18 protein-coding genes are annotated in these 24,312 nt (G+C 69.9%); 8 read left to right on the top strand and 10 right to left on the bottom strand.

What is annotated here, in order from left to right; all coding sequences use genetic code 11:
- Positions 1 to 27: 27 nt before the first annotated feature.
- A complete protein-coding gene (locus tag DT073_RS11695) occupies positions 28 to 1,050 on the bottom strand; it encodes an endonuclease/exonuclease/phosphatase family protein (protein WP_124293541.1) in 1,023 nt (340 codons plus the stop codon).
- 96 nt (positions 1,051 to 1,146) lie between these two features.
- Between DT073_RS11695 and DT073_RS11690 the strand changes: the two genes are divergently transcribed.
- Positions 1,147 to 2,007 carry a PHP domain-containing protein gene (locus DT073_RS11690; protein ID WP_124293540.1) on the top strand — a complete coding sequence of 287 codons (861 nt, stop codon included), beginning with the start codon at positions 1,147 to 1,149 and terminating at the stop codon, positions 2,005 to 2,007.
- Positions 2,008 to 2,034: 27 nt separating this feature from the next.
- On the opposite strand, the gene DT073_RS11685 is transcribed toward DT073_RS11690, so the two are convergent.
- Both DT073_RS11685 and DT073_RS11680 read right to left on the bottom strand, forming a co-directional pair.
- Entirely contained in the window at positions 2,035 to 2,460 is a 426-nt protein-coding gene (locus DT073_RS11685) for an SHOCT domain-containing protein (protein WP_240638594.1), read from the bottom strand.
- Between the two features lie 89 nt (positions 2,461 to 2,549).
- Positions 2,550 to 4,013 (bottom strand): DEAD/DEAH box helicase, encoded by a 1,464-nt coding sequence (locus DT073_RS11680; protein WP_124293538.1) that lies wholly within the window; start codon positions 4,011 to 4,013, stop codon positions 2,550 to 2,552.
- Positions 4,014 to 4,202: 189 nt separating this feature from the next.
- Between DT073_RS11680 and DT073_RS11675 the strand changes: the two genes are divergently transcribed.
- Positions 4,203 to 4,919, top strand: coding sequence for a ferritin-like fold-containing protein (locus DT073_RS11675; protein WP_124293537.1), 717 nt, complete (start codon positions 4,203 to 4,205; stop codon positions 4,917 to 4,919).
- Between the two features lie 37 nt (positions 4,920 to 4,956).
- On the opposite strand, the gene DT073_RS11670 is transcribed toward DT073_RS11675, so the two are convergent.
- Together DT073_RS11670 and DT073_RS11665 are read right to left on the bottom strand one after the other, a co-directional pair.
- Complete coding sequence (locus DT073_RS11670) at positions 4,957 to 5,247, bottom strand: hypothetical protein (RefSeq protein ID WP_124293536.1); 291 nt, start codon at positions 5,245 to 5,247, stop codon at positions 4,957 to 4,959.
- Positions 5,248 to 5,257: 10 nt separating this feature from the next.
- On the bottom strand, positions 5,258 to 5,482 hold the full coding sequence (locus DT073_RS11665) for a DUF3107 domain-containing protein (RefSeq protein ID WP_124293535.1): 225 nt from the start codon (positions 5,480 to 5,482) through the stop codon (positions 5,258 to 5,260).
- 150 nt (positions 5,483 to 5,632) lie between these two features.
- Between DT073_RS11665 and DT073_RS11660 the strand changes: the two genes are divergently transcribed.
- A complete protein-coding gene (locus DT073_RS11660) occupies positions 5,633 to 8,848 on the top strand; it encodes an ATP-dependent helicase (protein WP_240638593.1) in 3,216 nt (1,071 codons plus the stop codon).
- Complete coding sequence (locus DT073_RS11655) at positions 8,845 to 12,165, top strand: ATP-dependent DNA helicase (protein ID WP_240638592.1); 3,321 nt, start codon at positions 8,845 to 8,847, stop codon at positions 12,163 to 12,165. The genes DT073_RS11660 and DT073_RS11655 overlap by 4 nt, the downstream gene beginning before the upstream one ends.
- A gap of 12 nt (positions 12,166 to 12,177) precedes the next feature.
- Here the strand turns inward: DT073_RS11655 and DT073_RS11650 are convergent, their stop codons facing one another.
- Entirely contained in the window at positions 12,178 to 13,410 is a 1,233-nt protein-coding gene (locus tag DT073_RS11650) for a phosphotransferase (protein ID WP_124293534.1), read from the bottom strand.
- 77 nt (positions 13,411 to 13,487) lie between these two features.
- Between DT073_RS11650 and nudC the strand changes: the two genes are divergently transcribed.
- Together nudC and DT073_RS11640 are read left to right on the top strand one after the other, a co-directional pair.
- Entirely contained in the window at positions 13,488 to 14,405 is a 918-nt protein-coding gene (gene nudC, locus DT073_RS11645; protein ID WP_124293533.1) for an NAD(+) diphosphatase, read from the top strand.
- Positions 14,402 to 16,216 carry an ATP-dependent helicase gene (locus tag DT073_RS11640; protein WP_124293532.1) on the top strand — a complete coding sequence of 605 codons (1,815 nt, stop codon included), beginning with the start codon at positions 14,402 to 14,404 and terminating at the stop codon, positions 16,214 to 16,216. Before nudC ends, DT073_RS11640 begins: the two co-directional genes overlap by 4 nt.
- Before the next feature lie 765 nt (positions 16,217 to 16,981).
- Here the strand turns inward: DT073_RS11640 and DT073_RS11635 are convergent.
- Complete coding sequence (locus DT073_RS11635) at positions 16,982 to 18,295, bottom strand: zinc-dependent metalloprotease (protein ID WP_124294492.1); 1,314 nt, start codon at positions 18,293 to 18,295, stop codon at positions 16,982 to 16,984.
- A gap of 197 nt (positions 18,296 to 18,492) precedes the next feature.
- On the opposite strand from DT073_RS11635, the gene DT073_RS11630 reads away from it, so the two are divergent.
- Positions 18,493 to 19,635: a YlbL family protein gene (locus tag DT073_RS11630; protein WP_205782934.1), complete on the top strand. Its 1,143-nt coding sequence runs from the start codon at positions 18,493 to 18,495 to the stop codon at positions 19,633 to 19,635.
- Between the two features lie 79 nt (positions 19,636 to 19,714).
- Positions 19,715 to 22,645 carry a UPF0182 family membrane protein gene (locus DT073_RS11625; protein WP_124293531.1) on the top strand — a complete coding sequence of 977 codons (2,931 nt, stop codon included), beginning with the start codon at positions 19,715 to 19,717 and terminating at the stop codon, positions 22,643 to 22,645.
- A 100-nt stretch (positions 22,646 to 22,745) separates the two neighbouring features.
- Here the strand turns inward: DT073_RS11625 and DT073_RS11620 are convergent, their stop codons facing one another.
- From DT073_RS11620 to DT073_RS11610, 3 genes are read right to left on the bottom strand one after another with little or no spacing between them, the layout of a single operon-like run.
- Entirely contained in the window at positions 22,746 to 23,645 is a 900-nt protein-coding gene (locus DT073_RS11620) for a prenyltransferase (protein WP_124293530.1), read from the bottom strand.
- Entirely contained in the window at positions 23,642 to 23,962 is a 321-nt protein-coding gene (locus DT073_RS11615; protein ID WP_124293529.1) for a lycopene cyclase domain-containing protein, read from the bottom strand. Before DT073_RS11615 ends, DT073_RS11620 begins: the two co-directional genes overlap by 4 nt.
- Complete coding sequence (locus DT073_RS11610; protein ID WP_124293528.1) at positions 23,959 to 24,312, bottom strand: lycopene cyclase domain-containing protein; 354 nt, start codon at positions 24,310 to 24,312, stop codon at positions 23,959 to 23,961. Before DT073_RS11610 ends, DT073_RS11615 begins: the two co-directional genes overlap by 4 nt.

Here is a 24,312-nt window from a genome sequence, read left to right as displayed (position 1 = left end):
CCGATCGGGAATCATCCGGTCCGCGTCTCAGCTCGCAGGGTCGAGCTGCACGATCAGGGGACGATGGTCGCTGCCGGAGTCGTCCATGGTGCGCAGCACCACGGACGCCGTCGGCGTCCACTGCGGGGAGACCATCACGTGGTCGATGCTCGTTCCCAGCAGCGCCGGCACCGACGTGGACCACGTTCCCACCGAGCCGTTGCCGGTGCGACTGGCCACGTCACGGCACCGACCCATGTCACCCCCGTCCACGCCCAGTCCACCCATGTGATCGAGGGTGGCGTTGAAGTCGCCCGCCATGATGACGTTCTGATCGGCGCACTGATCGGCCAACCACTGCAGGTCGGTGCGCCACTGGTCCATGTACTCCTGGCGAGGGGCCACGGCGTGCGCGGCGACGACGATGGGCCCCTCGCCGTCGACCGGCATCGCCACCGCGCTCGGCAGCGTGGAGGTGTTCGTCGTGCCGTTGACCGACGACTCGATCACGCTGTAGTCGCCGAGCTCGGGAGTGATGAGCAGGGTGGTGGAGTGCGCGTCCCATCCCTCGCCGGCGAAGTACTCGGTGTGGTGCGCCCACATCGGATGCCCGAGCTCCCGCATCGCGATCGCGACCTGCTCTCCGGTCTCGATGGTCGTCTCGGGGAGGGTGACGACGTCGGCATCCATCGCCACGGCGACCCGCGCGATGCTCTCGGCCGTCGTCGCCTCCCCGGCGGTGTTCCACGTCATGACCCGGATGCTGCCCTCGCCCTTCTCCGGGAGGGTCTCGGCGCCGATGCCACGGCCGAGCACGGTGCCGAGACTCACCGCCGATGCTGCGACGCAGATGAGGGCGAGGCTCAGCGCGAGGGCCCGCATCGGCCGGATGATCGCCACGAGGAGGAAGAGGATCGCCGCAGCGGCGAACACCACGACGAGGAGGGGGCGGAAGGAGACGATCTGGGCCACCGGGAAGGTGCGGTCGAGCCGGAAGAACGACGGCCACGTCAGGACCGCGGCGGCGATCGCCGCCACCACGGCAAGCAGGATCCCGACCAGGCGAAGCACATCGCGACACTATGCGATGAGTCTGAAAGATCCGTCTGCCCGACGCCGGGGGCGCAGTGGCGGCCCGTGCCCTGCGGCCGACGGTAGCGTGGGAGGATGCACCCCTCTCGCGGACCCCAGGGCCCGGGGGATCTGCACCTGCACTCCGTCTACTCCGACGGCACCGAGACGCCGGCCGAGGTGATGGCCGCCGCACACCGGCATGAGATGCGGACGGCGGCGCTGACAGACCACGACACCACGGCGGGCTGGAGTGAGGCCGCCGACGCCGCGTCTGCGCTGGGGGTGACGTTCCTGCCGGGGATGGAGCTGTCGGCCAAGTACCAGTGGCGGAGCGTGCACATCCTGGCCTACCTCTTCGATCCGGATGACGCGCAGCTGCGTGTCCTCACCGACCGCATCCGCTCCTCGCGCATGGATCGCGCGCAGGAGATGGCCGAGCGCATCAGCGCCGACTTCGATCTGGACTGGAGTGACATCCTGGCCCAGACCGCAGACGGAGCCACCGTGGGGCGACCGCACATCGCCGACGCCCTCATCGCGCGCGGATACGTGCGCGACCGCACCGAGGCCTTCTCGCGTATCCTGCACCCCGGAGGCGACTACTACGTCGCCCTCTACGCGCCTGATCCGGTCACCGCCGTCGAGCGGATCGCCGGGGCGGGCGGTGTGCCTGTGGTGGCACACCCGGCCGGACGCGGGATGCTGCCGCACGGGGTGATGCAGCGGATGCTCGACGCAGGCCTGGCGGGGCTGGAGCTGCGCCATCGGGAGAACATGGCCGACCAGGTTCGTCAGCTGCGCCGGATCGTGGACGAGCGGGATCTCATCGTCACCGGCTCCAGCGACTACCACGGGCAGGGAAAGCCCAATGTCCCCGGCGAGAACAGCACCGAGACGGCGATGATCGAGCGGATCATCGCGCTGGGGAGAGGAAGCAGCCCCGTCCTGGGGTGACCAGGACGGAGCGGCGCTCCGCTGCGGTCAGGAGATGACGCGGGCCTTGAGGCGCTCGTATTCCTCCGGGGTGATGGTCCCCGCATCCAGCAGGGCCTTCGCCTTGGCGATCTCATCGGCCGGGCTCGGATGAGCCGAGGTGCCGGCGACGGACTTGATGTACTCGTCCTGCGCCTTCTGCATGGCACGCACCTGGGCGGCGCTGCGTTCGGCCATGCCGCCGCCGCGTGCGATCAGATAGACCAGGGCCGTCAGGAAGGGGACGAAGATGAGGAAGACGATCCAGATCGCTTTGGCCCACCCCTTCATCTTGTGATCGCGGAAGAGGTCGCCGATGATCGCGAACAGCGCGAACAGGTAGGCGATGAAGGCGAAGGCCCAGAGGAACCACCAGATCAGGTCCCAGAACGATCCCCAGAATCCCTGGTACTCGATGACGTCGGTGAAGCGCACGGTCGTGCCTTTCTTAGCGAGGTGACACGCCGCATCCTGCGGCGTCTGGCTCACCATATCGCTCGAACGGGTTCACCGTCGGGACGTTGTCAGCCGATCGTGGGTGCGCCGCCGGTGCGGGGAGCCCGGCGGCGGCGCCGACGGCGTGCCGGGGCGGCGTTGCCGTCGTGGTGTTCCTTTCCGCCGCCGTCGTGCGTGCCCTGGCCGGCGGTCTCGGCCGCGCTTGCCGCGCCGTGCTCGGCCTGCACGCTCGCGGCGTCGGGCGATGCCGTGTCTTCACTCCGTCGACGGCGGCGGCGGGGCGCATCTGCGCGCGCCGAACGATCGGACGCGGCGCCGGAGGTCTTCGTCGTCTCGGCGCGCGGGGCGGTGGTGAGCCGGCCTCGCACGCCGGCGGGGATGCCGAGGTCCTCGAACAGATGAGGGCTGGAGGAATAGGTCTCGAGGGGCTCGGGCTGACCGAACTCCAGCGCACGGTTGATCAGCGCCCACTTGTGCAGGTCTTCCCAGTCCACGAAGGTGACGGCGATGCCTGTCTTGCCGGCGCGGCCGGTGCGCCCCGCACGGTGCAGGTAGGTCTTCTCGTCGTCGGGGATCGTGTGGTTGATGACGTGGGTGACGTCGTCGACGTCGATGCCGCGGGCAGCCACGTCGGTGGCGATGAGGATCTCCTTCTTTCCCGCCTTGAACGCCGCCATCGACCTTTCCCGGGCCTCCTGGCTCATGTCGCCGTGGACCGCCACCACCGAGAAGCCCCGGTCGCCGAGCTCGTCGACGAGCCGCTGCGCGGCGCGCTTGGTGCGGGTGAAGATCACCGTCTTGCCGCGCCCTTCCGCCTGCAGGATGCGGGCGATGACCTCGTCCTTGTCGAGCGAGTGCGCGCGATACACGAGGTGGTTGATGTTCGCCTGCGTGAGCCCCTCGTCGGGGTCGTTCGCCCGGATGTGGATCGGGTTCGACATGAATCGACGCGCGAGGGTCACGATCGGCCCGGGCATCGTGGCCGAGAAGAGCTGGGTGTGACGCACGGCGGGAAGCTTCTGGAAGATCTTCTCGATGTCGGGGAGGAAGCCGAGATCGAGCATCTTGTCGGCCTCGTCGAGGACGACCTCGGTCGCGCCGGAGAGATCGAGGAGGCGCTGACCGGCGAGGTCGATCAGTCGGCCCGGCGTTCCCACGACGATCTGCGCGCCCGCCTGCAGCTGCTCGATCTGGCCCTCGTAGGCCTTGCCGCCGTAGATCGCCACGACCGAGGTCGAGCGGTTCCGGGTGAGCATGTCGATGTCCTCGTAGACCTGCACCGCCAGCTCACGGGTCGGGACCACGATCAGTGCCTTCACGCCCGGTGCGGGATCGAGCCCCAGACGCTGGACGACCGGGATGCCGAAGCCGAAGGTCTTCCCGGTGCCGGTCTTGGCCTGCCCGATGATGTCCTGGCCGGGGAGGCCGAGGGGGATGGTCTGCTCCTGGATGGGAAAGGAGTCGATGATGCCGCGCGCGGAGAGCGCATCGACGATGTCCTGATCCACGCCGAGTTCGGCGAAAGTCGTCACGATGTCATGCCTGTCTGTCGAAGGGGCCCGGATGGTGGCACGCGGGCCGCGTGATGGATCCACGCCCTTCGTCGACCGCAGGCGCGGGGGTTCCGATCCGATGCCGGAACGCGTCCCAGGATACCCGTCGACGACCGGAAGGCCGCCGAGGGCCTTTCCGCGGCGAGCCGCGACGGTAAGGTGACCTGCGTGGTGAACTGGTTCTGGCGCAGGCAGGGTGGCACCGCTCGGACCCTGTCGTTGCGGTCGCGTGGAGATTTCGGCGACGCGCGCCGCGTGGATTTCGCCGAGCTGGCTCCGGACGTCACCACCTTCCTCGGTCAGGCGGCCTATCTGCAGCTCGGCTTCTTCGAGACCCTCTCCGAGCTGATCGCCATGACCCCCTCGCTGGCCGAGAAGGAATCGCTCTCGCGGGCGGCGGGCGCGGCGCTGACCAAGCACGAGGAGCTCGTGGCGCTGATCCGCGACCGCGGCGAGGACCCCACCTCGCTCATGCTCCCGTTCCGGGAGCCGTTGGACGCGTTCCGTCGAGCCACACACGGGGTCAGGCCCGAGGAGACGATGCTCTCGGTGCACATCACCGCCGGCATGCTCGACGACTTCTATCTCGCCCTCTCCGCCAGCTACGGCGAGACCGGTCGGCGGGTCGCACGCATCCTCCGCGCCGACGATGACCGGCAGGCGATCGTCGACCTGGTCGTGCAGACGATCCAGAGCGACCCCGAATGGCGCTCACTGCTGGCGATGTGGGGCCGGCGTCTGGTGGGCGACACCCTCTTGATCGCACGCGCCGCCCTGCGTCCGCCGACGCTCGCCGCCTCTGACGAGAAGCGGGTCGAACCGGTGTTCACGGCGCTGATGGCGGCCCACTCGCGCCGCATGGAGGACATGGGCCTCGCCGCCTGAGCGATCGCGGTACGGGAGTGGACCGTCCGGGCGCCGCTCAGGCGATGCCGAGCCGCTCGCGCTCCCGCCGGTCGGCGGCGACGCGAGCACGGGCGAGCAGGGCCACGACCGGAGCGGTCACGACGACCGGGGCGACGAGGGCGCTCAGCCAGATCCATGGATTGTCGATCCCCACGCCCGACCAGGTCAGTGCCGACCAGACGATCCCGGACGCTGCGGCGCCGATCACCGGCGCGAGCACCACCCCGCGGCTGTCGCGGCCCTGCAGCAGGAAGTGGATCGAGATCCCGATCGCGGCGCCGGCGATGAAGGCCAGGAGGATCTGCACGCGCGGGTCCTCAGGCGACGAAACCGACGCGGCGGGACTCCTCGGTCCCGACCTCGATGTAGGCCAGTGCGGCGGTGGGGACGATGTAGGTGTTGCCCTTGTTGTCGGCGAAGCTCACGTGGGTCGCGCCGGCATCGAGCGCGGCTGCCACCGACGCCTTCACGTCCGCCGCCGACTCGCTCGTTTCGAAGTTGAGCTCGCGGCCGGTGTTCGCGATACCGATACGGATCTCCACGTGTCTGCCTTCCTCTCGCGCTCGGACCTCGATGCGCATGGCAACTCTACGACACCGGCCGAGAGGGAGAGGGCGGTCAGGCACGCTCTGGGCGAACGCCCCGTCGGTGTGGTGACAGGGGTTGTCGGAGCCTCGGGTTAGCGTCGAAGCGTGACATCGACCGACCTTCTCGCGCTGGTACCCGCACCGGGAGACGCGGGGGCCGACGGCGGTGCCGCCCCGATCCTCGATCAGGACCAGTCGGCGGTGGTCCGACTGCCTGCAGACGCCTCGGGCGTGGTGGTGGGCGCCCCGGGATCGGGCAAGACCCTCACCGTCATCGAGCGATTCCGACGCCTCGTGGACGAGGGCACCGACCCGGATGAGATCCTCGTCCTCACGCCCACCCGGCAGACCGCGACGGTCCTGCGCGACCGGCTGTCGCTGGCCGCGGGGAGGGCGACCTCCGGTGCTCCCGCCCGTTCGGTGCCCTCGTTCGCGTTCCAGATCGTGCGCGCCGCCGAGGTCGCCTCCGGTGGGGAGGCGCCGCAGCTGCTGACGGGCGGCGACGAAGACCAGCTGCTGCGCGACCTGCTCGACGGTGACGCCGAGGACGAGGCAGCCGGTCGCCCCCGCGGGTGGCCGGAATGGCTCGGGCCCGAGATCCGGGCGACGGCGGGATTCCGCACCGAGGTACGCACCTTCCTCGCCGAATGCACGACCCTGGGCGTCGAGCCGACGGCACTCGAGCGCCTGGCCCGAAGGCACGGGGTGGAGGTGTGGCATCCGCTGGCGACGTTCTTCCGGGAGTACCTCGACGTGCGGGCGGCGATGCGAGGGGCGCATCGCGACGCCGCGGGGCTCGTCCGCGAAGCCGTCGGGCTCATCCGTGGAGCGCGCGACGCCGAAGCCGCGGGCGCGGCCGCCGGCGGGCTGCGTGTTCTGCTCGTCGACGACGCACAGGAGCTCACGCTCGGCGCGATCGAACTGTTGGAGGCCTGCGCCGCCCGGGGCGTCGCCGTGCTGGCCTTCGGCGACCCGGACGTCGGGGCGGGCGCCTTCCGGGGAGCGTCGCCGGAGAACTTCGCCCGGCTCGCCGCCTCACTGCAGACGGTGCATGTGCTCGGCCAGGGCCACCGTGGCACGCGCGCCCAGCGTGAGACGGTACGCCGAGTGGTCGAGCGGATCGGTGCCGCCGGGGTCGTGGCGCACCGCCGCGTGCCCGACCCCACCGCGGGGGATTCCTCCGTGCGGGCGCTCCTGCTGAGGTCTGCCGCGGAGGAGTTCGACACCGTCGCGCGGATCCTGCGTGAACGTCACCTGCTCGCCGGCGTGCCGTGGCGCGAATTGGCGGTGATCGCCCATGACAGTCGCCAGGTCGCGGCGCTCGAGACCGAGCTCGCAGCGCGAGAGGTCCCGGCGCGCTCCCAGGGTACGGGTCGTGCGCTGGGGGAGGTGCGCGCCGTCCGCGACATCCTCCGGCTCGTGGAACTCGCTCATCGACCGGTCGAGGAGTGGTCGGCCGACGATGTCTCCGCGGCCCTCGAGGGAGTGTGCGGCCGCCTCGATGCCATCGAGCTGCGAAGACTGCGCACAGGGCTCCGGCATCGGGAGATCTCCGATGGCGGCGACCGATCGGGGCGCGACCTGCTGCTGTCGGCGATGATCCATCCGCTCGAGTGGGAGCTGGTCGACACGCGGGAGGCCCGACGCGCTGCTGCGGTGGCCGACACCCTTGCGCGCCTTCGGGAACAGGTGGCGCAGGACGCCACCGTTCACGAGCTGCTGTGGACGGCGTGGGAGCGCAGTCGCCTGGAGCGTGCGTGGGTGGAGCAGGCGAAGGGACACGGCCCCCTCGCCGATCAGGCGGGTCGTGACCTCGATGCGATGGTCGCGCTCTTCCAGGCGGCCAAGCGCTTCGTCGAACGTTCCGTCGACGCAGATGCGCGCGCCTTCATCCGAAGCATCCTCGACAGCGCGGTGGCCGACGACCGATTGGATGCCGCGCTCGCGCACGACGTCGTCGCGGTGCTGACGCCGGCAGCGGCACTCGGCCTCGACGTGGACACGGTGATCGTCGCCGGCGTTCAGGACGGGGTCTGGCCGAACACGCGCCACCGCGGGAGTCTGCTCGAGACCTGGCGGCTCGCCGACGCTGCGCATCATCCCGACGGAACCGGTGTCGGCATCGCCGGACCGGACCGGCGGCGCGCGGCCCTCCACGATGAACTCCGCCTCTTCGCCCGGGCGCTGTCGCGCTCACGGTCGCAGACGGTGATCACCGCTGTCGACGACGACGATCGGGGACCGAGCGTCTTCTTCGATCTTCTTCCCGATCCCGAGGCACCCACCACATCCTCGGAGCATCCTCTGAGCCTGCGAGGCCTCGTCGCGGTCCACCGTCGCACGCTGACGGCGCCCGGCGCTCTGGCCGACCCGGCCGACGTACGCGCCGCGGCCGGGCAACTGGCCCTGCTGGCGGCCGCGGAGGTGCCCGGCGCGTCGCCGGAGGAGTGGTACGGGGTGCGTCCGCCGACATCGAGCGGACCGCTGCGCGACCTCGCGCGCGAGCGGGTGCGGGTGTCGCCGTCCCGGTTGCACACCCTCGAGGAGTGCGAACTGAACTGGCTCATCGGCGAGCTCGGGGGCGACCCCGGCAGCACGACCGCGGGCGTCGGGACGATCATCCACGCCGCCCTCGAGGTCGCCACCGCGGGGACCGACGAAGAAACCCTCTGGCAGGTGGTCGAGCGGCGCTGGCACGAGTTGGCGTTCGACGCGGCATGGCAGGGTCGTGCCGAGCGGGCCCGGGCACGCGAACTCGTCCGGCGACTGGCGCGCTACCTCCACCGGTTCGATGCCGATGGGGGACGGCTCCTGGACGCCGAACCCCACTTCGAGATCCCGCTGAACTTCGACCCCCAAGACCCGGCCGGGCTCACCGTCGGCGAGCGTGCGACGACGGCTCAGGCGGTGCTGTCGGGATACATCGACCGTGTCGAGCTCACCGGGGACGGCACCGTGGTCATCGTGGATCTGAAGACCGGCAAGAGCGAGCCGCAGACGGACGCGAAGGTCATCGATCACCCTCAGCTCGCGGCCTATCAGCTGGCCTTCGAAGCCGGCTCCATCGCCGGGACGGAGGGGCTGCCCTCCGGAGGCGCCCGCCTGCTCGTGCTCCGGCCGACCTCCCAGCGGGAATTCGTGACTCCGACGCAGCCGCCCTTCGACGAGGAACGTCGCACCGCCTTCCTCTCCCGCATCCACGCCGCCATCACGGTGATGACCGGCGAGTCCTTCCGCGCCCCGTACGAGGAGCACTGCCGCGATGAGCACAGTCATGGACTGTGCCGGATCCACACCATCGGGGCGGTGAGCGCGTCGTGACCGTCGCAGGACCGGCGCGTCTGACGGCCGCGGTGATCGCCGCCGCGCTCGGACAGTTCCCGCCCACGGACGAGCAGGCGGCGGTGATCGAGTCGCCACTGCGTCCCGCGCTCGTCGTCGCGGGAGCCGGCAGCGGGAAGACCGAGACCATGGCCGGTCGGGTCGTGTGGCTCATCGCGAACAGCTTCGTGCGCCGCGACGCCGTCCTCGGACTGACCTTCACCCGAAAGGCAGCCGGCGAGCTGGCCGAGCGCGTGCAGCGTCGCCTGCGTCGGCTCGGTGAATTCGAGGCTGTCGGGTTGCTCCCCCTTCTGCCCGAACTGCACGCCGCCGGCGCGCTGCACTTCTTCTCCACCGAGAGTGCGCACCACGAGGCGACCCGGCGGGGCTACCTGCGCTCGCTCGCCGAGCGTGCCGGCGTGAGCGGGGGCGGCGGTGCCGGCGATGACCTCCTCGAGCGGCCGGTCGTCGCGACCTACAACAGCTTCGCCGACCAGATCGTCCGCGAGCACGCGGTTCGGATCGGTCGCGACACCGACACCGCCGTCCTGTCCGAGTCGGCCGCCTGGCTGTTGATGAGGCGAGTAGTCCTCGATTCCGACGACCCCCGCCTCGAGGATCGTCCCGAGGCGCTGCGCACCATCATTGACGCCGCACTGCGCATCGCCCGCGACGGTGCCGACAACCTGGTCGACTTCGAGGAGCTGCGACGCTTCCCCGAGAGGTTCGCCGGAGTTCTGGATCGTCCCTCCAGCAAGGCGTCCGTCACCGTCTACAAAGACGTGGCCGACGCGGAAGGCCGGGTGTCTGCTCTCGCCCTGCTGTCGGATCTCGCTCGGGAGTACCTCGACGCGAAGCGTCGACGCGGCGTCATCGACTTCTCCGACCAGGTGGCCGGCGCGCTGGAGGTGGTCCGACAGCACGCCAGCGTGGCCGCGGAGCTGCGCGAGCGCTTCCAGGTCGTCCTCCTCGATGAGTACCAGGACACCTCGGTGATCCAGTCCGACCTCCTGGCCGAGTTGTTCGCCGGTACCGGGGTCATGGCGGTGGGCGACCCCCATCAGGCGATCTACGGCTGGCGCGGAGCGAGTGCGGGCAACCTGGGCGGATTCTCCGCCGCCTTCTCGGGTGAGGCCGGCTGTGGTGCGTACGCCCTCATGACCAGCTGGCGCAACAGCCGTGACGTCCTGCGCGCCGCGGGCGCGGTTCTCGCCCCGCTCGCCCCGCGCTCGCCGGTGGCCGTGGCGGAGCTCCGCCCGCGGCCGGACGCGCCGGAGGGAGCAGTCGAGATCGCCGTCGAAGCCGATATCGACGCCGAGACCGAGCGGGTGGCCGAGTGGTTCGATCGGGTGCGCGCCGAGCGGCGCCGTGCCGGTCTCCCCACCACCGGCGCCATCCTCTTCCGCAGCAAGAAGCACATGGTGCGTTTCGGCGATGCCCTCGGGCGACGAGGTATCGCGCATCGCATCCTGGGCCTGGGCGGACTGCTCTCCACGCCCGAAGTGGTCGACGTCGTCAGCGCCCTCCGCGTCATCAGCGACCCCACCGCCGGTTCGTCCCTCATCCGCCTGCTCGCAGGTCCGCGGTGGTGCATCGGGCTGGCCGATCTCCGCGCGCTCGCCGAGCTCGCCCGTCGTCTTGCAACCCACGATTCCGCGCTGAAACCCCTCGACGACGTCGTCGCCGAGCGGGTCCGCGCCGGCGCGGGGGAGGACCGAGCATCGCTCGTGGACGCCCTGGACTTCGTGGTGCGCACCGCCCCCGATCACGGCTGGCTGGCGGGCTTCACGCCCGAGGCGCGTGGGCGGCTGAAGGAGGCGGGCGCGGTGTTCGCGGGGCTCCGCCATGCCGCCGGTGCGCCCCTGCCCGAGCTCATCCGCCTGATCGAGTCGGAACTGCTGCTGGACATCGAACTGGCCTCGAACGAGACGCGCGGCCCCATGCGGATCGCCTCCGCACAGTTGCGGGCCTTCCTCGATGAGGTGCACGCCTTCCTCGCCGCCGACGACACGGGGTCGTTGGCGAGCCTGCTGGCATGGCTCGATCACGCGGAGAAGGTCGATGAATTCGCTCCCCGGACGGAGCCTCCCGAGGACGATGTCGTCCAGCTGCTGACGATCCACGGATCGAAAGGGCTGGAGTGGGATGCCGTCGCCGTGGTCCGCATGGTCACCGACGAACTCCCCTCCGCCGCGAAGGATACGAAGGGGTGGCTGGGCTTCGGGGTTCTGCCCTACGAGTTCCGGGGTGATGCGGCATGGCTTCCGCCCCTGTCTTGGCAGGCGGCGGCCGCTCCCACCCAGCAGGACCTCAAGCGCGAGATCGACGCTTTCATCGCCGCCCATCGCTCCCGGCAGCTCGACGAGGACCGACGGCTGGCCTACGTCGCCGTCACCCGCGCGCGTGAGCATCTGTTGTTGACCGCCTCGCCCTGGTCGGGGACGAAACGGCCGAGGACCACGGGGGTGTTCCTGCGCGAGATCTCCGACGCACTCGGCATCGACATCGACGAGCCCGATCTCGAGTCCAATCCGTACGACGGCGACCGGAGGGTCCTCCCGTGGCCCATCGATCCGCTCGGGGCCCGTCGGGAGCGGGTCGAGGAGGCGGCGCGCCTGGTGCGGGAGGCGCTGGATGCGCCTGCGGTCACCCCGGACGACGAGGTGCGGATGCTGCTGGCGGAACGTCGTGCGCGTGCACGACACCGCGCCGGACCCCTCCCTACCCGCATTCCGGCCTCGAGGTACAAAGACGTCGTTCGGGTGGATGGCGCACCCGCCGATGCGGGCTCCCGCCCGCTCCCTGAGCGCCCCTACCGCCAGACGCGTATCGGCACGCTCTTCCATGAGTGGGTGGAACGGCGATCGGGGATCGCCGGGAGCGCGGCGTCACTGGACGACGCGCTCTGGGACGACCTCGATGAGGGAGACACCGGACCCATCGACGGCGACGCCGCTGTGCCCGGAACCCGAGGAGTCGATGAGCTGCTTCGGCTGCAGGAGCGCTTCCTGGCCTCCGAGTGGGCGGACCTCCAGCCGATCGAGGTGGAGACCGAGATCGACTTCACCATGGAGGGTCCTGACGGCCGCCCCCACATCATCATCTGCAAGCTCGATGCCGTCTACCGCCGCGGCGAGCGCGTGGAGATCGTCGACTGGAAGACCGGCGCGCCCCCGAAGAACGCGCGAGAACGCCAGGAGCGCATGGTGCAGCTGGAGCTCTACCGTCGGGCGTATCACGCCAAGCACGGTATCCCCGTGTCGCAGATCGACGTGGCGCTCTATTACGTCGCGGACAACCTCGTCCTCCGAGGCTGAGCGGCGCCGGCGCTACTCCGACACGGCCCAGCGTCGCAGCGCCGCCTGCGACGCCCGCTCCGCTTCGCCCACGTCGTCCAGTCGTTCGCGGATCGGCCCGAGGTCCAGGGGTGCGGTGTCGGCCGGCGCCGCCGAGCGACCGGGTGCAGGAGCGTCCTCGGCGGCGTCCTGTTCGTCTGCATCGTCGCCGAACCACGCCGAGACCTCGGCGGGGTCGTAGGCGTCGGTCTGCATGGAGGTGTCCACGACCGTCGCAGCGGGCCCCGGCACCCGGTCGAGCAGCGCGATCGCATCGTCGACGTCTCCGCGATCCTGCGGCACGATGTCGTCGCCGGCCACGCCGGCTGCCAGCGACTCCAGAAGCTCCACCGCGTCGTCGACGATGTCGGAGCGTCCCCCCTCATGCCCGTGCACGAGCCATTTGGCGAACTCCAGCTCGGCGTACAGCCGAGCACGTTCGCGCAGCAGACCGTCGGGCGCGTGAACGCTGCGGGCGAGGTAGGAGGCGAAGACGTCGTCGGCGGCGTCCGGGGCCGAGGCCAGCCACATGAAGTCGCCCGCCGGATCGCCCACGCTCAGCCCGTGCCAGTCCAGGACGCCGGTGATACGGGGCTCGCCGGCGAAGTCCTCGAAGAGGAAAGACGAGGCTCCGGCGCCGCCGAGCACGACGGTGGTCTCGAAGCGCCACAGCTCTTCGGCGTTCAGAGCCTGGCTCCAGCGCACATCGAGGCTCGGGGGAAGACGGCGAGTCGCCACGGCGCGCTCGACGGTCCGTTCGATGTCGTCGCGCAGCTGGCGGGTCGTGCGGGCAGGGAGCCCCTCGTCGCGGACGACCGAGACGGGAAGGGCGTGGATGGCCGCGATCGCCTCTCCGAGAGACGTGGCGGCCCCGCGGCCGGCGGGCAGGTGCGGCGGATCGACCCGATACCCCGGCAGGAAGTCGACCACGACGGCACGACCGCCGACGAGGGGTGTCTGACCCAGCACGGTCGGCACACGGAAGGGAAGAAGCCCGCGCACACCGGACGTGAGCACCGTCAGTGCGCGCACCTCGGCCGCGGTCTCCGTCGCGGCGCCGTCATCGACCGGGGCGCGCACGACCACGCGGCGTCCGTCATCGAGATCGACCAGCGCGGAGTCGTATCGTCCAGCGCTGTTCTCTGTCAGCGCGGCGACACCGACGACGCCTGCGCCGGGCAGAGCCGAGGTCACCGACGCGGCTAGAGTGAGGGGTGAGCGTGCCATGAGCCCAGGGTAGGTCGGGCATGCCGCCGGGCCTTCGCGCCACGCCCTGGCTCATCGACCAACGCGGGAAGGTCTCGATGACATCCTCCGACAGCGCCCGAGCGCGGTGGGACCGTGCTGCGGACGAACGCATCATCGCGGAGCTGCTTCCGACGGTCCTCGGCGATCCCGCGACGCGCGTGCTCGCGATCTCGGGGGAGCGGGTGCGCCTGCGCGACGGGGGTCTCGCGTGGGACACGGTGGACGGGTGGGTCGGCCCGTCGGCTGCCGGTCAGGTCGCGGAGTGGGCGTTCCTGGGTCGGGACGAGCGTGGCGCGGCCATGCTGATGGCCGTGCTCGCCGATGAGGGCGCGCCGGGGGACGATGACGCATCGGTGACGAACGAGTCGCTGCGGGTCGCCGCCCCCGATCTCGATCGCACCGAGGCGGCGCTTGCCGTCACGGCGGTGAGCCTCGGACGGTGGCTGCTCGAGGCGCCGTTCTGTCCCGCCTGCGGCACTCGCACCGAGGTCCTCCACGCGGGGTGGTCGCGCCGTTGCCCGTCCTGCGGGCGTGAGCACTTCCCCCGCACCGATCCGGCCGTGATCGTCGCGATCACGAATCGCCATGACCCGGATCTTCTGCTGCTCGGGTCGAATGCCGCATGGCCCGATCAGCGGTACTCCTGTTTCGCGGGGTTCGTCGAGGCGGGCGAGTCCCTCGAGGGCGCGGTCCGTCGGGAGGTTCGGGAGGAGGCCGGTGTGGAGGTCGGAGAGGTGCGATACCGGGCCTCGCAGGCGTGGCCGTACCCGCGTTCGCTCATGGTGGGGTTCACCGCCGAGGCCGTCGACGCCGGCGCAGCCCGGCCGGACGGCGAAGAGATCGTGAGCCTGCGCTGGTTCCACCGCCAGGAGATCGGCGACGCCCTCGGCGGACGCGGGGATCTTCTGCTTCCTGGACCGGCGTCGATCGCGCATCGGCTCATCAGCGAGTGGCATGCGGCGGGATCGCCGTGAACGGTCCGCTCGAACACCTCGACGAGCAGCAGCTCGAGGCGGTGACGGCGCTGCGCGGACCCGTCGTGGTGCTCGCGGGAGCCGGAACCGGCAAGACCCGCGTCATCACCCACCGCATCGCACACGGAGTCGATATCGGCGCCTACTCGCCAGGTCGTGTGATGGCGGTCACTTTCACCACGAAAGCCGCCGGGGAGATGCGCGCACGTCTGCGGGCCCTCGGCGTCGAAGGGGTTTCCGCACGGACTTTCCATGCGACGGCGCTGGCGCAGTTGAACTACTTCTGGCCGACGCTCGCGGGGGATTCCATGCCGTCGATCGTCGACAACAAGGTGCGACTTCTTGCACACGCTGCCGACGGAATCGGGCTCGAGCCCGACACCGCGACTCTGCGGGATGTCGCCTCCGAGATCGAGTGGCGGAAGGTCACGATGCGCTCGATCGAGGACTACGTCCGCGCTCGACCCCAGGGGGTGGGGGGCCTGGACGTCGAGCGGGTGACGCGCCTGCAGCGTGCCTACGAGGAGCTGAAGGACCAGCGTCGGCAGATCGACTTCGAAGACGTCCTGCTGGCGTGCGCGGGGATGATCGAGGCCGAGCCGCGCGTGGCCGCGACCATCCACGAGCAGTACCGTCACTTCACCGTCGATGAGTATCAGGACGTCTCGCCGCTCCAGGCCCGCCTCCTCGAGCTGTGGCTCGGCGATCGACGCGACCTGTGCGTGGTCGGCGACGCCAGCCAGACCATCTACTCCTTCGCAGGAGCGGACCCGACGTTCCTGTTGGACTTCGAGCGGCGCCACGCCGACGCCCGCGTCATCCGCTTGGAACGCAACTACCGCTCGACGCAGGCCATCCTCGGGGTCGCCAACGCGCTGATGAAGGACCGTCCCGGTGCGCTGCGCCTGGTGGCTGCCGGACGCAACGCGGGAGAGCATCCCGCGGGGCACGCGGATGGCGCCGACGCCGCGCCGCTGCCGACGGTCACCGCTTTCGACGATGAGCGTGACGAGGCTCGGGCGGTGGCTGCTCGCATCCGCGCCCGCATCGCGGCGGGCGCCGATCCCGCCGGGATCGCGGTGCTCTACCGGGCCCACGCGCAGTCGGCCGAGCTCCTGCGGGCGCTGGCGGACGTCGGGATCGCGGCGAGCGTGCTCGGCGGTCGACGGTTCTTCGACGTCCCCGAGGTGCGTCAAGCGGTCATGGCGTTGCGCGCCGCCGCCGTGGCACCCCTGACAGGGACGTTCGTGCAGGCGGTTCGCGATGTGCTGCGCTCGCTCGGTCTGACGGACGACCCGCCGCCGGCCGGCGGCGCCGTGCGCGATGCGTGGGAGGCGCGGGCGGCTCTGCTCCGTCTGGCGGAGGAGGCGCCGGAGGGGACGACCCTGCGGGAGTTCGCCGACGATCTGCTCCGGCGGGCGAAGGTGCAGGAGGAGCCCACGCTCCGGACGGTGACGCTCGCCACCCTCCACGCCGCGAAAGGCTTGGAGTGGGATCACGTGTATCTCGTCGGCCTCGCGGAGGGCGTGCTGCCCATCTCCTATGCGCAGACGTTCGAGACGATCGACGAGGAGCGACGACTGGCCTACGTGGGCATCACGCGCGCCGTGCGGACCCTGGATCTCAGCTGGTCGCGCGGAGCGCGTGATCGCCGCCCGTCGCGCTTCCTGCAGGAGATCGGCACCCGCACCGTTCGTGCGGGTGGTGCCGGAGGGATCGGAGCACCGACACGGTCGACAAGACAAGCTCGGTCGTCGTCGTCGTCGTCGTCGTCGTCGTCGTCGTCGACGGCGTCGTCCCCTCGCCGCTGAGGAGCCGCACCGCTCCCGCTGCGGCCTCGACGAGGAGGGTCGCCGCGACCTCGGAGATCGGCCGCCCGCAGAGCTGGGCAGCCAGCAGGGGCCAGCCGCCGTCCGCATCGGTCGACGCCAGAGCCAGGCAGCTGAGGCAGGCCGTGACACCCGGCACGACGAGGGGACCGACGCGCACACGGCTCCCGGCCAGGATGACGGGCAGATGTGTCACGTCTGAGGCCATCAGAGCGGCCGCCCGAGCGGGGTGGACGAGGTGAGCCGCGAGGGCGATCACCGGCACGGCGGGATCCGATGGCGTGTCGCCGGGCCAGACGGCGCGTTCCCACGCGAGACCGCAGCACGACAGCGCATCTTGGAGCGTCTCGATCACCGCCGGGGCGACATCATCTCCCACCTGGATGACCACTCGCGTCGGAGACGGCGGGCGTGGTCTCTCCAGCGCCGGTGAGATCTCGGCGAGGAGATCTTCGGCGGCTCCTGCGGGGGCGCCCACCGACGCCGCCACGAGAGGCAGAGCCGCGGTGGGAACACCGTTCCCCAGCTCGTGGATCAGACGCTCCTGCCACACGGCCGGAGCGGTCAGTGTCGCCACCGGATCAAGCCCGAACTGCACCGCCCAGGGGGAGCGCCACAGCGGAGGGAAAGCCGGATCCAATCGGAGCATGCCCCGATCCTCGTCGCCGCGATCGTCGTGCGGCGACTGTCCACAGATCCGGGGTGCTCCTGCCCCTCACCGCACGCCTGTGCAGGAGAGGTCGGGGGTCACACCGGCCGGGGATCCTCCGGCTCGCCCGAGTCCGCCTCACCCGACAGCAGACGTTCCAGCGCATCGTCCATCTCGTCACGCGCCGGTACTTCGCCCCGCGCACGTGCCTGCAGTCGCGCGACGAGCGCCGACGGGTCGTCGATGTCATCGGCTCCGGGCATGAGGTCGGGGTAGTCCCACAGGCTGTCTCGACCGGCGATGCCGACCGCGTCCGTCACCGCACGCCACATCGCGGCGGCCTCCCGCATGCGCCGCGGCCGGAGTTCGAGGCCCACCAGCGAGCCCAGTGCGCGCTCGGCAGGTCCCCCGACCGCGCGGCGACGGCGGACCGCTTCCGCGATCCGCGCGGCGGAGGGGAGGCGGGAGGTGGCGTCCTCGGTGACCACATCCACCCATCCCTCGATGGTCGCGAGAAGGTTCTCCAGGCGGGCGAGGGCAGCGTTCTGCGCATCGGTGCGCGGGGGGAGAAGAGCGCCGCTCTCCAGGGCCCGGCGCAGCTCGTCGGGCTCGGACGGATCGAATCGCGTCGCCAGGTCCTCCAGCGCATCGGTGTCGACGTGGATCGCACGAGCGAACTCGGTGACCTGCGAGATGACGTGCAGCCGCAACCAGCGGGCGTGACGGAACAGGCGGGCGTGGGCGAGCTCGCGGGCGGCGACGTAGAGCGCAAGCTGATCGTCGGGGATCTCGAGGTCGCGCCCGAAGTCGGCGAAGTTCTGCGGCAGGATCGCCGCTTCGCCGTCGGGCATGAGCGGAATGCCGACGTCTCCGCCACTGACGACCTCCTTGGACAGGTTTCCGACGACCTGACCCAGTTGCAAGGCGAACAGCGACCCGCCGACGGTGCGCATGAGCCGGCCGGCGCCCTCGATCAGTGCCCTCATCTCCTCCGGAGCCTGCTCGCTGAGGGCCCGGGTGAGAGCGTCGGTGATGCTCGTGGCCACGGGCTCGGCCAATTCCTGCCAGACAGGAAGCGTCGCCTCGACCCAGGCGCCACGCGTGATGACCTTCGGTGTCGTCGACAGGTCCGACACCGAGGTCGCTTCGCCGAGCCACAGGTTCGCCAGCGAGAACGCCTGATCGAGGTCGGTCCGCTGGCCGCCGGTGACGCTCAGGCCGTCCTGGTTGGCGATGTGGAGGGCGCCGCGCTTCGTCATGTCCCACGGGATGCCGTCGCTGCCGGCGGCGAACGCCCCCTGCAGCTGCGACATGATCGTCTGCATCATGGCGGGATCGATGTTCATCCCCGACAGTCGGGCGAGCGCCTCCGGATCGGGAGCACCGCCACCTCCGCCGAACAGTTGGCGCATGAGCTCCTGGAACTCATCCTCGGGGCTGCGGTCGTCGTCTGGCACGTGTATCGCCCTCTCAGCCGGGTCAAAGACGTGGTGTCTACGCTAGTCCCACGGATGATCGCACTCTCCGAACAGACCGGGCGAACCCTTACGCCGGTCGCGAACGATCAGCGACATCGGCACGAGGCTCACAGCAGGAAGCAGGGACACCGGTGGTGCTGTTCGACGAGAAGGTGACGGTCACGCCGCCGCCACGGCGGCCGATGAGCCGAGCCACGCTGGCGGGCATCTGGGCGCTGGTGGTCGCGCTGGTCGTGCTGCTGGTCCTCACCTTCCTCCCGACCGCCTACGTGATCCAGCAGCCCGGACCGGTGTACAACACCCTGGGCACCGCGCAGAACGCCGACGGTGAGGACGTTCCGCTCATCACCGTCGACGGTGCGCAGACCTATCCCACCGACGGGTCGCTGGACCTTCTCACCGTGCAGGTCGTGGGCAACCCGCAGCGGACGCCCTCGTGGCTGGAGCTCGCCGGCGCGTGGTTCGACCGCACCCGCGCGGTCCTTCCCCTCGAGTCGGTCTTCCCCGCGGGGCAGACCACGGAGGAGCGTCGGAATCAGAGCACCACGATGATGGTCAACTCCCAGCAGGACGCCACGGCGGCAGCGCTCACGGAGGCGGGATTCGATGTGCCGTCGGACATCGTCGTCTACGACTTCTCCGAAGGCTCCGTCTCGCAGGCCGTCCTCGAGGTCGATGACGTCATCTTGGCGGCGAACGGCACCCCTGTCGACGGGGTCGTCGATCTGCGTGAGGTCATCAACGACGGCGACGGCGACGACGTCGAACTGACGATTCTGCGAGACGGAGCGGAGCAGACGGTCTCGGTCACCCCGACCGAACAGACGGACGCGAACGGCACCACCTCGTGGGTCATCGGCGTCGTCCTCGCCACCGAGTTCGATTTTCCCATCGACGTGCAGATCCAGCTGAACAACGTCGGCGGCCCGAGTGCCGGAATGATGTTCGCCCTCGGCATCGTCGACCTTCTCACTCCCGGCGACCTGACCGGCGGAGAGGATGTCGCCGGCACCGGCACCATCACCGCCGATGGCGCCGTCGGCCCCATCGGCGGCATCCGCCAGAAGATGTGGGGCGCGGTGGGCGCCGGTGCGGAGTGGTTCCTCGCCCCGCAGGCGAACTGCGACGAGGTGGTCGGGCACGTCCCCGACGGGCTGCGCGTCTTCGCCGTGGAAGACCTCGATGACGCCCTCACCGCCGTCGAGACCGTGGCAGATGGCGGCGACCTCGACGCGCTTCCCACCTGCACCGCGACGACGTCCGCGGCCGGCTGACCGACAGCGGGCTGAGCGTTCACCCTGACCACACCCGGCTCGCGCGTGGGCCGGGAAACGCCCTCTTAGGATTGACTCTGTGACCACGACCCCCGCGCCGCAGGCCGCACCCTCCCGATCCCGACGGGCGATCGCCATCACCCTCGCCGTGATCGCGGCGCTTGTGGCGGCCTTCTTCATCTTCGCCAACCTCTACGCCGACTGGCTTTGGTACGACCAACTGGAGTTCACATCGGTGCTGGTGACCCAGTGGGTCGCGCGCGTGGTGATGTTCGCCGTCGGCTTCCTCGCCATGGGGATCCCGGTCTGGCTGGCCATCCAGCTGGCCTATCGACTGCGGCCGGTCTATGCACGCCTGAGCTCGCAACTCGATCGGTACCAGGAGGTCGTCGAGCCGCTGCGCCGGCTGGCCATGTGGGGGATCCCGGTCTTCTTCGGCTTCTTCGCGGGCTTCGCCGCCTCGACGCAGTGGGAGGTGACCTGGCTGTGGTTCAACGGGGTCCAGACCACGGTCACCGACCCGGAGTTCGGTCTGGACACCGGCTTCTACATGTTCGCGATGCCGTTCTACGGCGCTGTCCTGGGTTTCGCGTCGGCCGTGCTGCTGGTGTGCCTCCTGGTGTCGGGGCTCGTGGCCTACCTCTACGGTTCGGTCCGCGTCGGCCAGCGCGAACTGCGCATCTCCAAGGCGGCGCGCATCCAGCTCGCGATCATCGCCGGCCTGTACCTCCTCGTTCAGGCGGGAAGCCTCTGGCTCGACCGGTACCGCACACTCGTCGAGCCCTACGACCGCATCACCGGCCCCGGCTACACCGGCGTCAACGCCGTCATCCCCGGTCAGACGATCCTCGCGATCGTCGCCGCGATCGTCGCGATCCTGTTCTTCATCACGGCCGTGATCGGTCGGTGGCGCTATCCCCTCATCGCCACGGCGCTCCTGGTCATCTCCGCCATCGTGGTCGGTGTCGGCTACCCGTGGGTGCTGAACACCTTCCAGGTGAGGCCGAATCAGCTCACGCTCGAGAGCGAGTACTACCAGCGCAACATCGACATGACCAAGATGGCCTACGGCATCGACGGGCTGGAGAAGACGGACTTCTCCGCCGTCACCGACGTCGAGCCCGGACAGCTGCGCGAGGACGCCGAGACGACGGCATCCATCCGCATCATGGACCCGGCCATCATCAGCCCGACCGTGCGTCAGCAGGAGCAGTACCGCGCGTTCTACCAGTTCCCTGAGACGCTGGATGTGGACCGCTACGAAATCGATGGCCAGTCGCAAGACGCCATCGTCTCGGTGCGCGAGCTGGACGTGGAGCGTCTGGGGCAGGCTTCGACCTGGCAGAACACCACCGTGGTCTACACGCACGGCTACGGCATGGTCGCCGCGCGTGGCAACGCGCGCACCGTCGAGGGCTTCCCCGAGTTCATCGAGCGCGGGATCCCGGTCTCGGGCGTCCTCACCGAGGAGGAGGAGTACCAGCCGCGTGTGTACTTCGGCGAGAATTCCCCGCCCTATTCGATCGTGGGCGCTCCGGCGGGAACGGAGCCGTTCGAGCTCGACTACCCGTCGGGCGCGGATGGCGAGAACGAGACCCGCTACACCTTCACCGGCGACGGGGGACCGAGCGTCGGCAACGTCTTCAACCGCCTGATCTACGCGCTGAAGTTCCAGTCGGAGCAGATCCTCTTCTCGGACTTCGTCAACGAGGAATCGCAGATCCTCTACGACCGCGATCCGCTGACGCGCGTGGAGAAGGTGGCCCCCTACCTGACCCTCGACAGCGACCCGTACCCGAGCGTTGTGGACGGCCGGATCGTGTGGATCGTCGACGGCTACACCCTGAGCGCCAACTACCCGTACTCGACGACGGTCAGTCTGCAGCAGGCGATCGCCGACGCCAACAACGTCCAGCCGCGGTTCGCGATCGACGACATCAACTACGTCCGCAACTCGGTCAAGGCCACGGTCGATGCCTACGACGGGTCGGTGACCCTGTACGCGTGGGACGAGGAGGACCCGATCCTCCAGGCCTGGCAGAAGGTCTACCCGTCGACGGTGCAGCCGATCAGCGAGATGTCGGCAGACCTGATGAGCCACGTGCGCTACCCGACGGATCTGTTCAAGATCCAGCGCGCCATGCTCGGGGTGTACCACGTCGATGACGCCCGGGCCTTCTACCAGCGCGACAACGCCTGGGCGACCCCCGAGGATCCGCAGGACCCGGGCAGCTTCCAGCCGCCGTACTACTCCACGATTCAGATGCCGGGCCAGGAGGCGCCGAGCTACTCGATGTTCACGACCTTCATCCCCTCGTCCGAGGGCGGCGCGAGCCGGAACGTCCTGATGGGGTATCTCGCGGTCGATTCCAATGCCGGCTCCGAGGCGGGGGTCAAGAGCGAGGGCTACGGCAAGCTCCGGATGCTGGAGATCGACGCCGAGACCCCGGTTCCCGGACCTGGACAGGTGCAGAACACGTTCGACGCCGATCCCACCGTCTCCGCGCAGATCAACATCCTGTCGCAGGGACAGTCGGACGTGCTCAACGGCAACCTGCTGACGCTCCCCGTCGGCGGCGGTCTGCTCTACGTCCAGCCGGTGTTCGTGCAGTCCTCGGGCGGCACGCAGCTGCCCACCCTCCAGCGGGTGCTCGTCGCCTTCGGTGATCGGATCGCCTTCGAGAACACTCTGAACGAGGCGCTCGACACCCTCTTCGGCGGGGATTCGGGGGCCACGGCCGGTGACACGGATGTGCCACCGGACGCCAACCCGACGCCGACGCCGACGCCGACGCCGACGCCGACGCCCTCCGAGACCGGTGACGCCGGCGAGACCCCGGCGCCGACGGTGCCCCCGGCCGACGAGTATCAGGCTGCGCTGCAGGAGGCCCAGGACGCGATGATGGACCGCCAGGCGGCCCTTCAGGCGGCCGACTGGGCGGCCTACGGCGAAGCCGACGCGCGACTGACCGCGGCGGTCGAGCGGCTCATCGAGCTCGGAGAGCAGTAGACCTCGACACGAGCGAGAGCAGAGCGGATGCCCCGGCACCGCGTCCCCACCGGGGCGCCGGACCGGGGCATCCTCTCTTTCCTGCTCTGCGGCTGGAAGATCAGGCGTCGGCGGTGAGAAGACCGTAGGAGATCAGCAGCACCGTGACGATGAAGCCCGCGATCTGGTTTATCCAGAGGAAGCGGCGCCAGCCGGTCGTCGCCGTCTCGGCGGTCTCGTCGGTGACGGAACGGTAGGGCCACACGATCGCGATGTAGGGGAGGACCGCGATGACCGCCAGGGGACCGGGCCACGCCGTGGCGAGGATCACCAGGCCGGCGGCGAAGTAGCAGGCGAGGGCGAATCGAACGGTCCATCGCGCACCGCGCGCCGTCGCGATGGAGCTGATGCCCGCCGCTCGATCGGCGAGCACGTCCTGTACGGCCCCGAAGGCGTGGGAGGCGATCCCCCAGAGGGCGAAGGCGACCACGACGGCGACGAGTTGCCAGGTCCACGCGACCCCGGCGAGGACGAGGGCGTACACGGCGGGGGAGAAGAAGTGGATGCTGCTGGTGATCGAGTCCGCGAAGGGCCGCTCTTTCAGCCGAAGCGGCGGGGCGCTGTAGAACACCACGAAGAACAGGCTCGCCGTCAGGACCAGCCACGACGCGGGTGAGCCGACCCACACCAGGTAGGCCACGAAGGGCAGGCACAGCAGGCCCGAGACCCACAGGGTGAGCGCATGCAGCCGTCGATCGAGCACTGCGCCGTGCGCCCCGCCCTTCCGAGGGTTACGCAGGTCGGACTCGTAGTCGAAGACGTCGTTGATGCCGTACATCGCGACGTTGTAGGGGATGAGGAAGAACAGGGCGCCCAGGATGAGCGTCAGGTCGACCTGTCGGGTCGCCAGCAGGTAGGCCGCGGCGAACGGGTAGGCGGTGTTGATCCAGCTGACGGGGCGCGATGAGACGAAGAGCTGACGGACGACGGGGCCCGGGCGCAGGGGAGTCGGGGTTGTCATGAGGTCTGCTCCCGGCGGGGCCGTCGGGCGGTCAGCAGGGTGTGAACGGCCGGGACGAGGAACGCCGCGGCGATCGCGTAGGCGAAATCCTCGATGGGCGCGAGCCCGATGAGGATGCCGCTGCGGTGTTCTTCGTCGTAGGCCACGAGTCCTGTTCCGATGATCACGTTGTCGAAGATGGCGGTGAGGATGACGAGCACCACCGCACCGGCGAGGGATGCTCCCATCCTCTCGCGGAATCGCGGCAATCGCACGGTGGCCAGGGTCGTGGCGGCCGCGAGGAGGAGGAACGGGATGTTGATCAGCACGTAGGTCATGGCCGTCGCTCCTCATCACGGGCCGCGCGGCGGCGGGCCCGGTGCTCTCCCAGACGCATCGCGGCGCTGTAGAACAGCACCGCGAGATAGCAGAGGAAGGTGAGGAAGAAGACTTCCTCGATCGGCAGCTCGGGCGCGATCGATATCCCGATGTAGAGGGGACTGTCCCCCTGGAAGAACACCCCGGTGAGGATGCCGACGACATCCCACGCGAGGAAGAACAGCACGCCGACGGCGATCGAGACGACCGTGGCCAGCGGCGTCCGCCACAGGGCCAGGCGGAAGCGCGCGTCGATCACCGCCATCCCCGCGCCCGAAAAAACGATCGCAAGAAGGTAGAGTCCCGGCAC

Source organism: Microbacterium sp. ABRD28 (assembly GCF_003850245.1).
GTDB lineage: Bacteria > Actinomycetota > Actinomycetes > Actinomycetales > Microbacteriaceae > Microbacterium.
Note: the sequence above shows the minus strand (reverse complement) of the source record. Positions and strands in the feature narration are given on the sequence as shown.

Coding starts and splice junctions, on each gene's coding strand:
- DT073_RS11690 (WP_124293540.1), top strand. CDS start 1,147: ATGCACCCCTCTCGCGGACCCCAGGGCCCGGGGGATCTGCACCTGCAC.
- DT073_RS11650 (WP_124293534.1), bottom strand. CDS start 13,410: ATGGCACGCTCACCCCTCACTCTAGCCGCGTCGGTGACCTCGGCTCTG.
- nudC (WP_124293533.1), top strand. CDS start 13,488: ATGACATCCTCCGACAGCGCCCGAGCGCGGTGGGACCGTGCTGCGGAC.
- DT073_RS11635 (WP_124294492.1), bottom strand. CDS start 18,295: ATGCGCCAACTGTTCGGCGGAGGTGGCGGTGCTCCCGATCCGGAGGCG.
- DT073_RS11620 (WP_124293530.1), bottom strand. CDS start 23,645: ATGACAACCCCGACTCCCCTGCGCCCGGGCCCCGTCGTCCGTCAGCTC.
- DT073_RS11615 (WP_124293529.1), bottom strand. CDS start 23,962: ATGACCTACGTGCTGATCAACATCCCGTTCCTCCTCCTCGCGGCCGCC.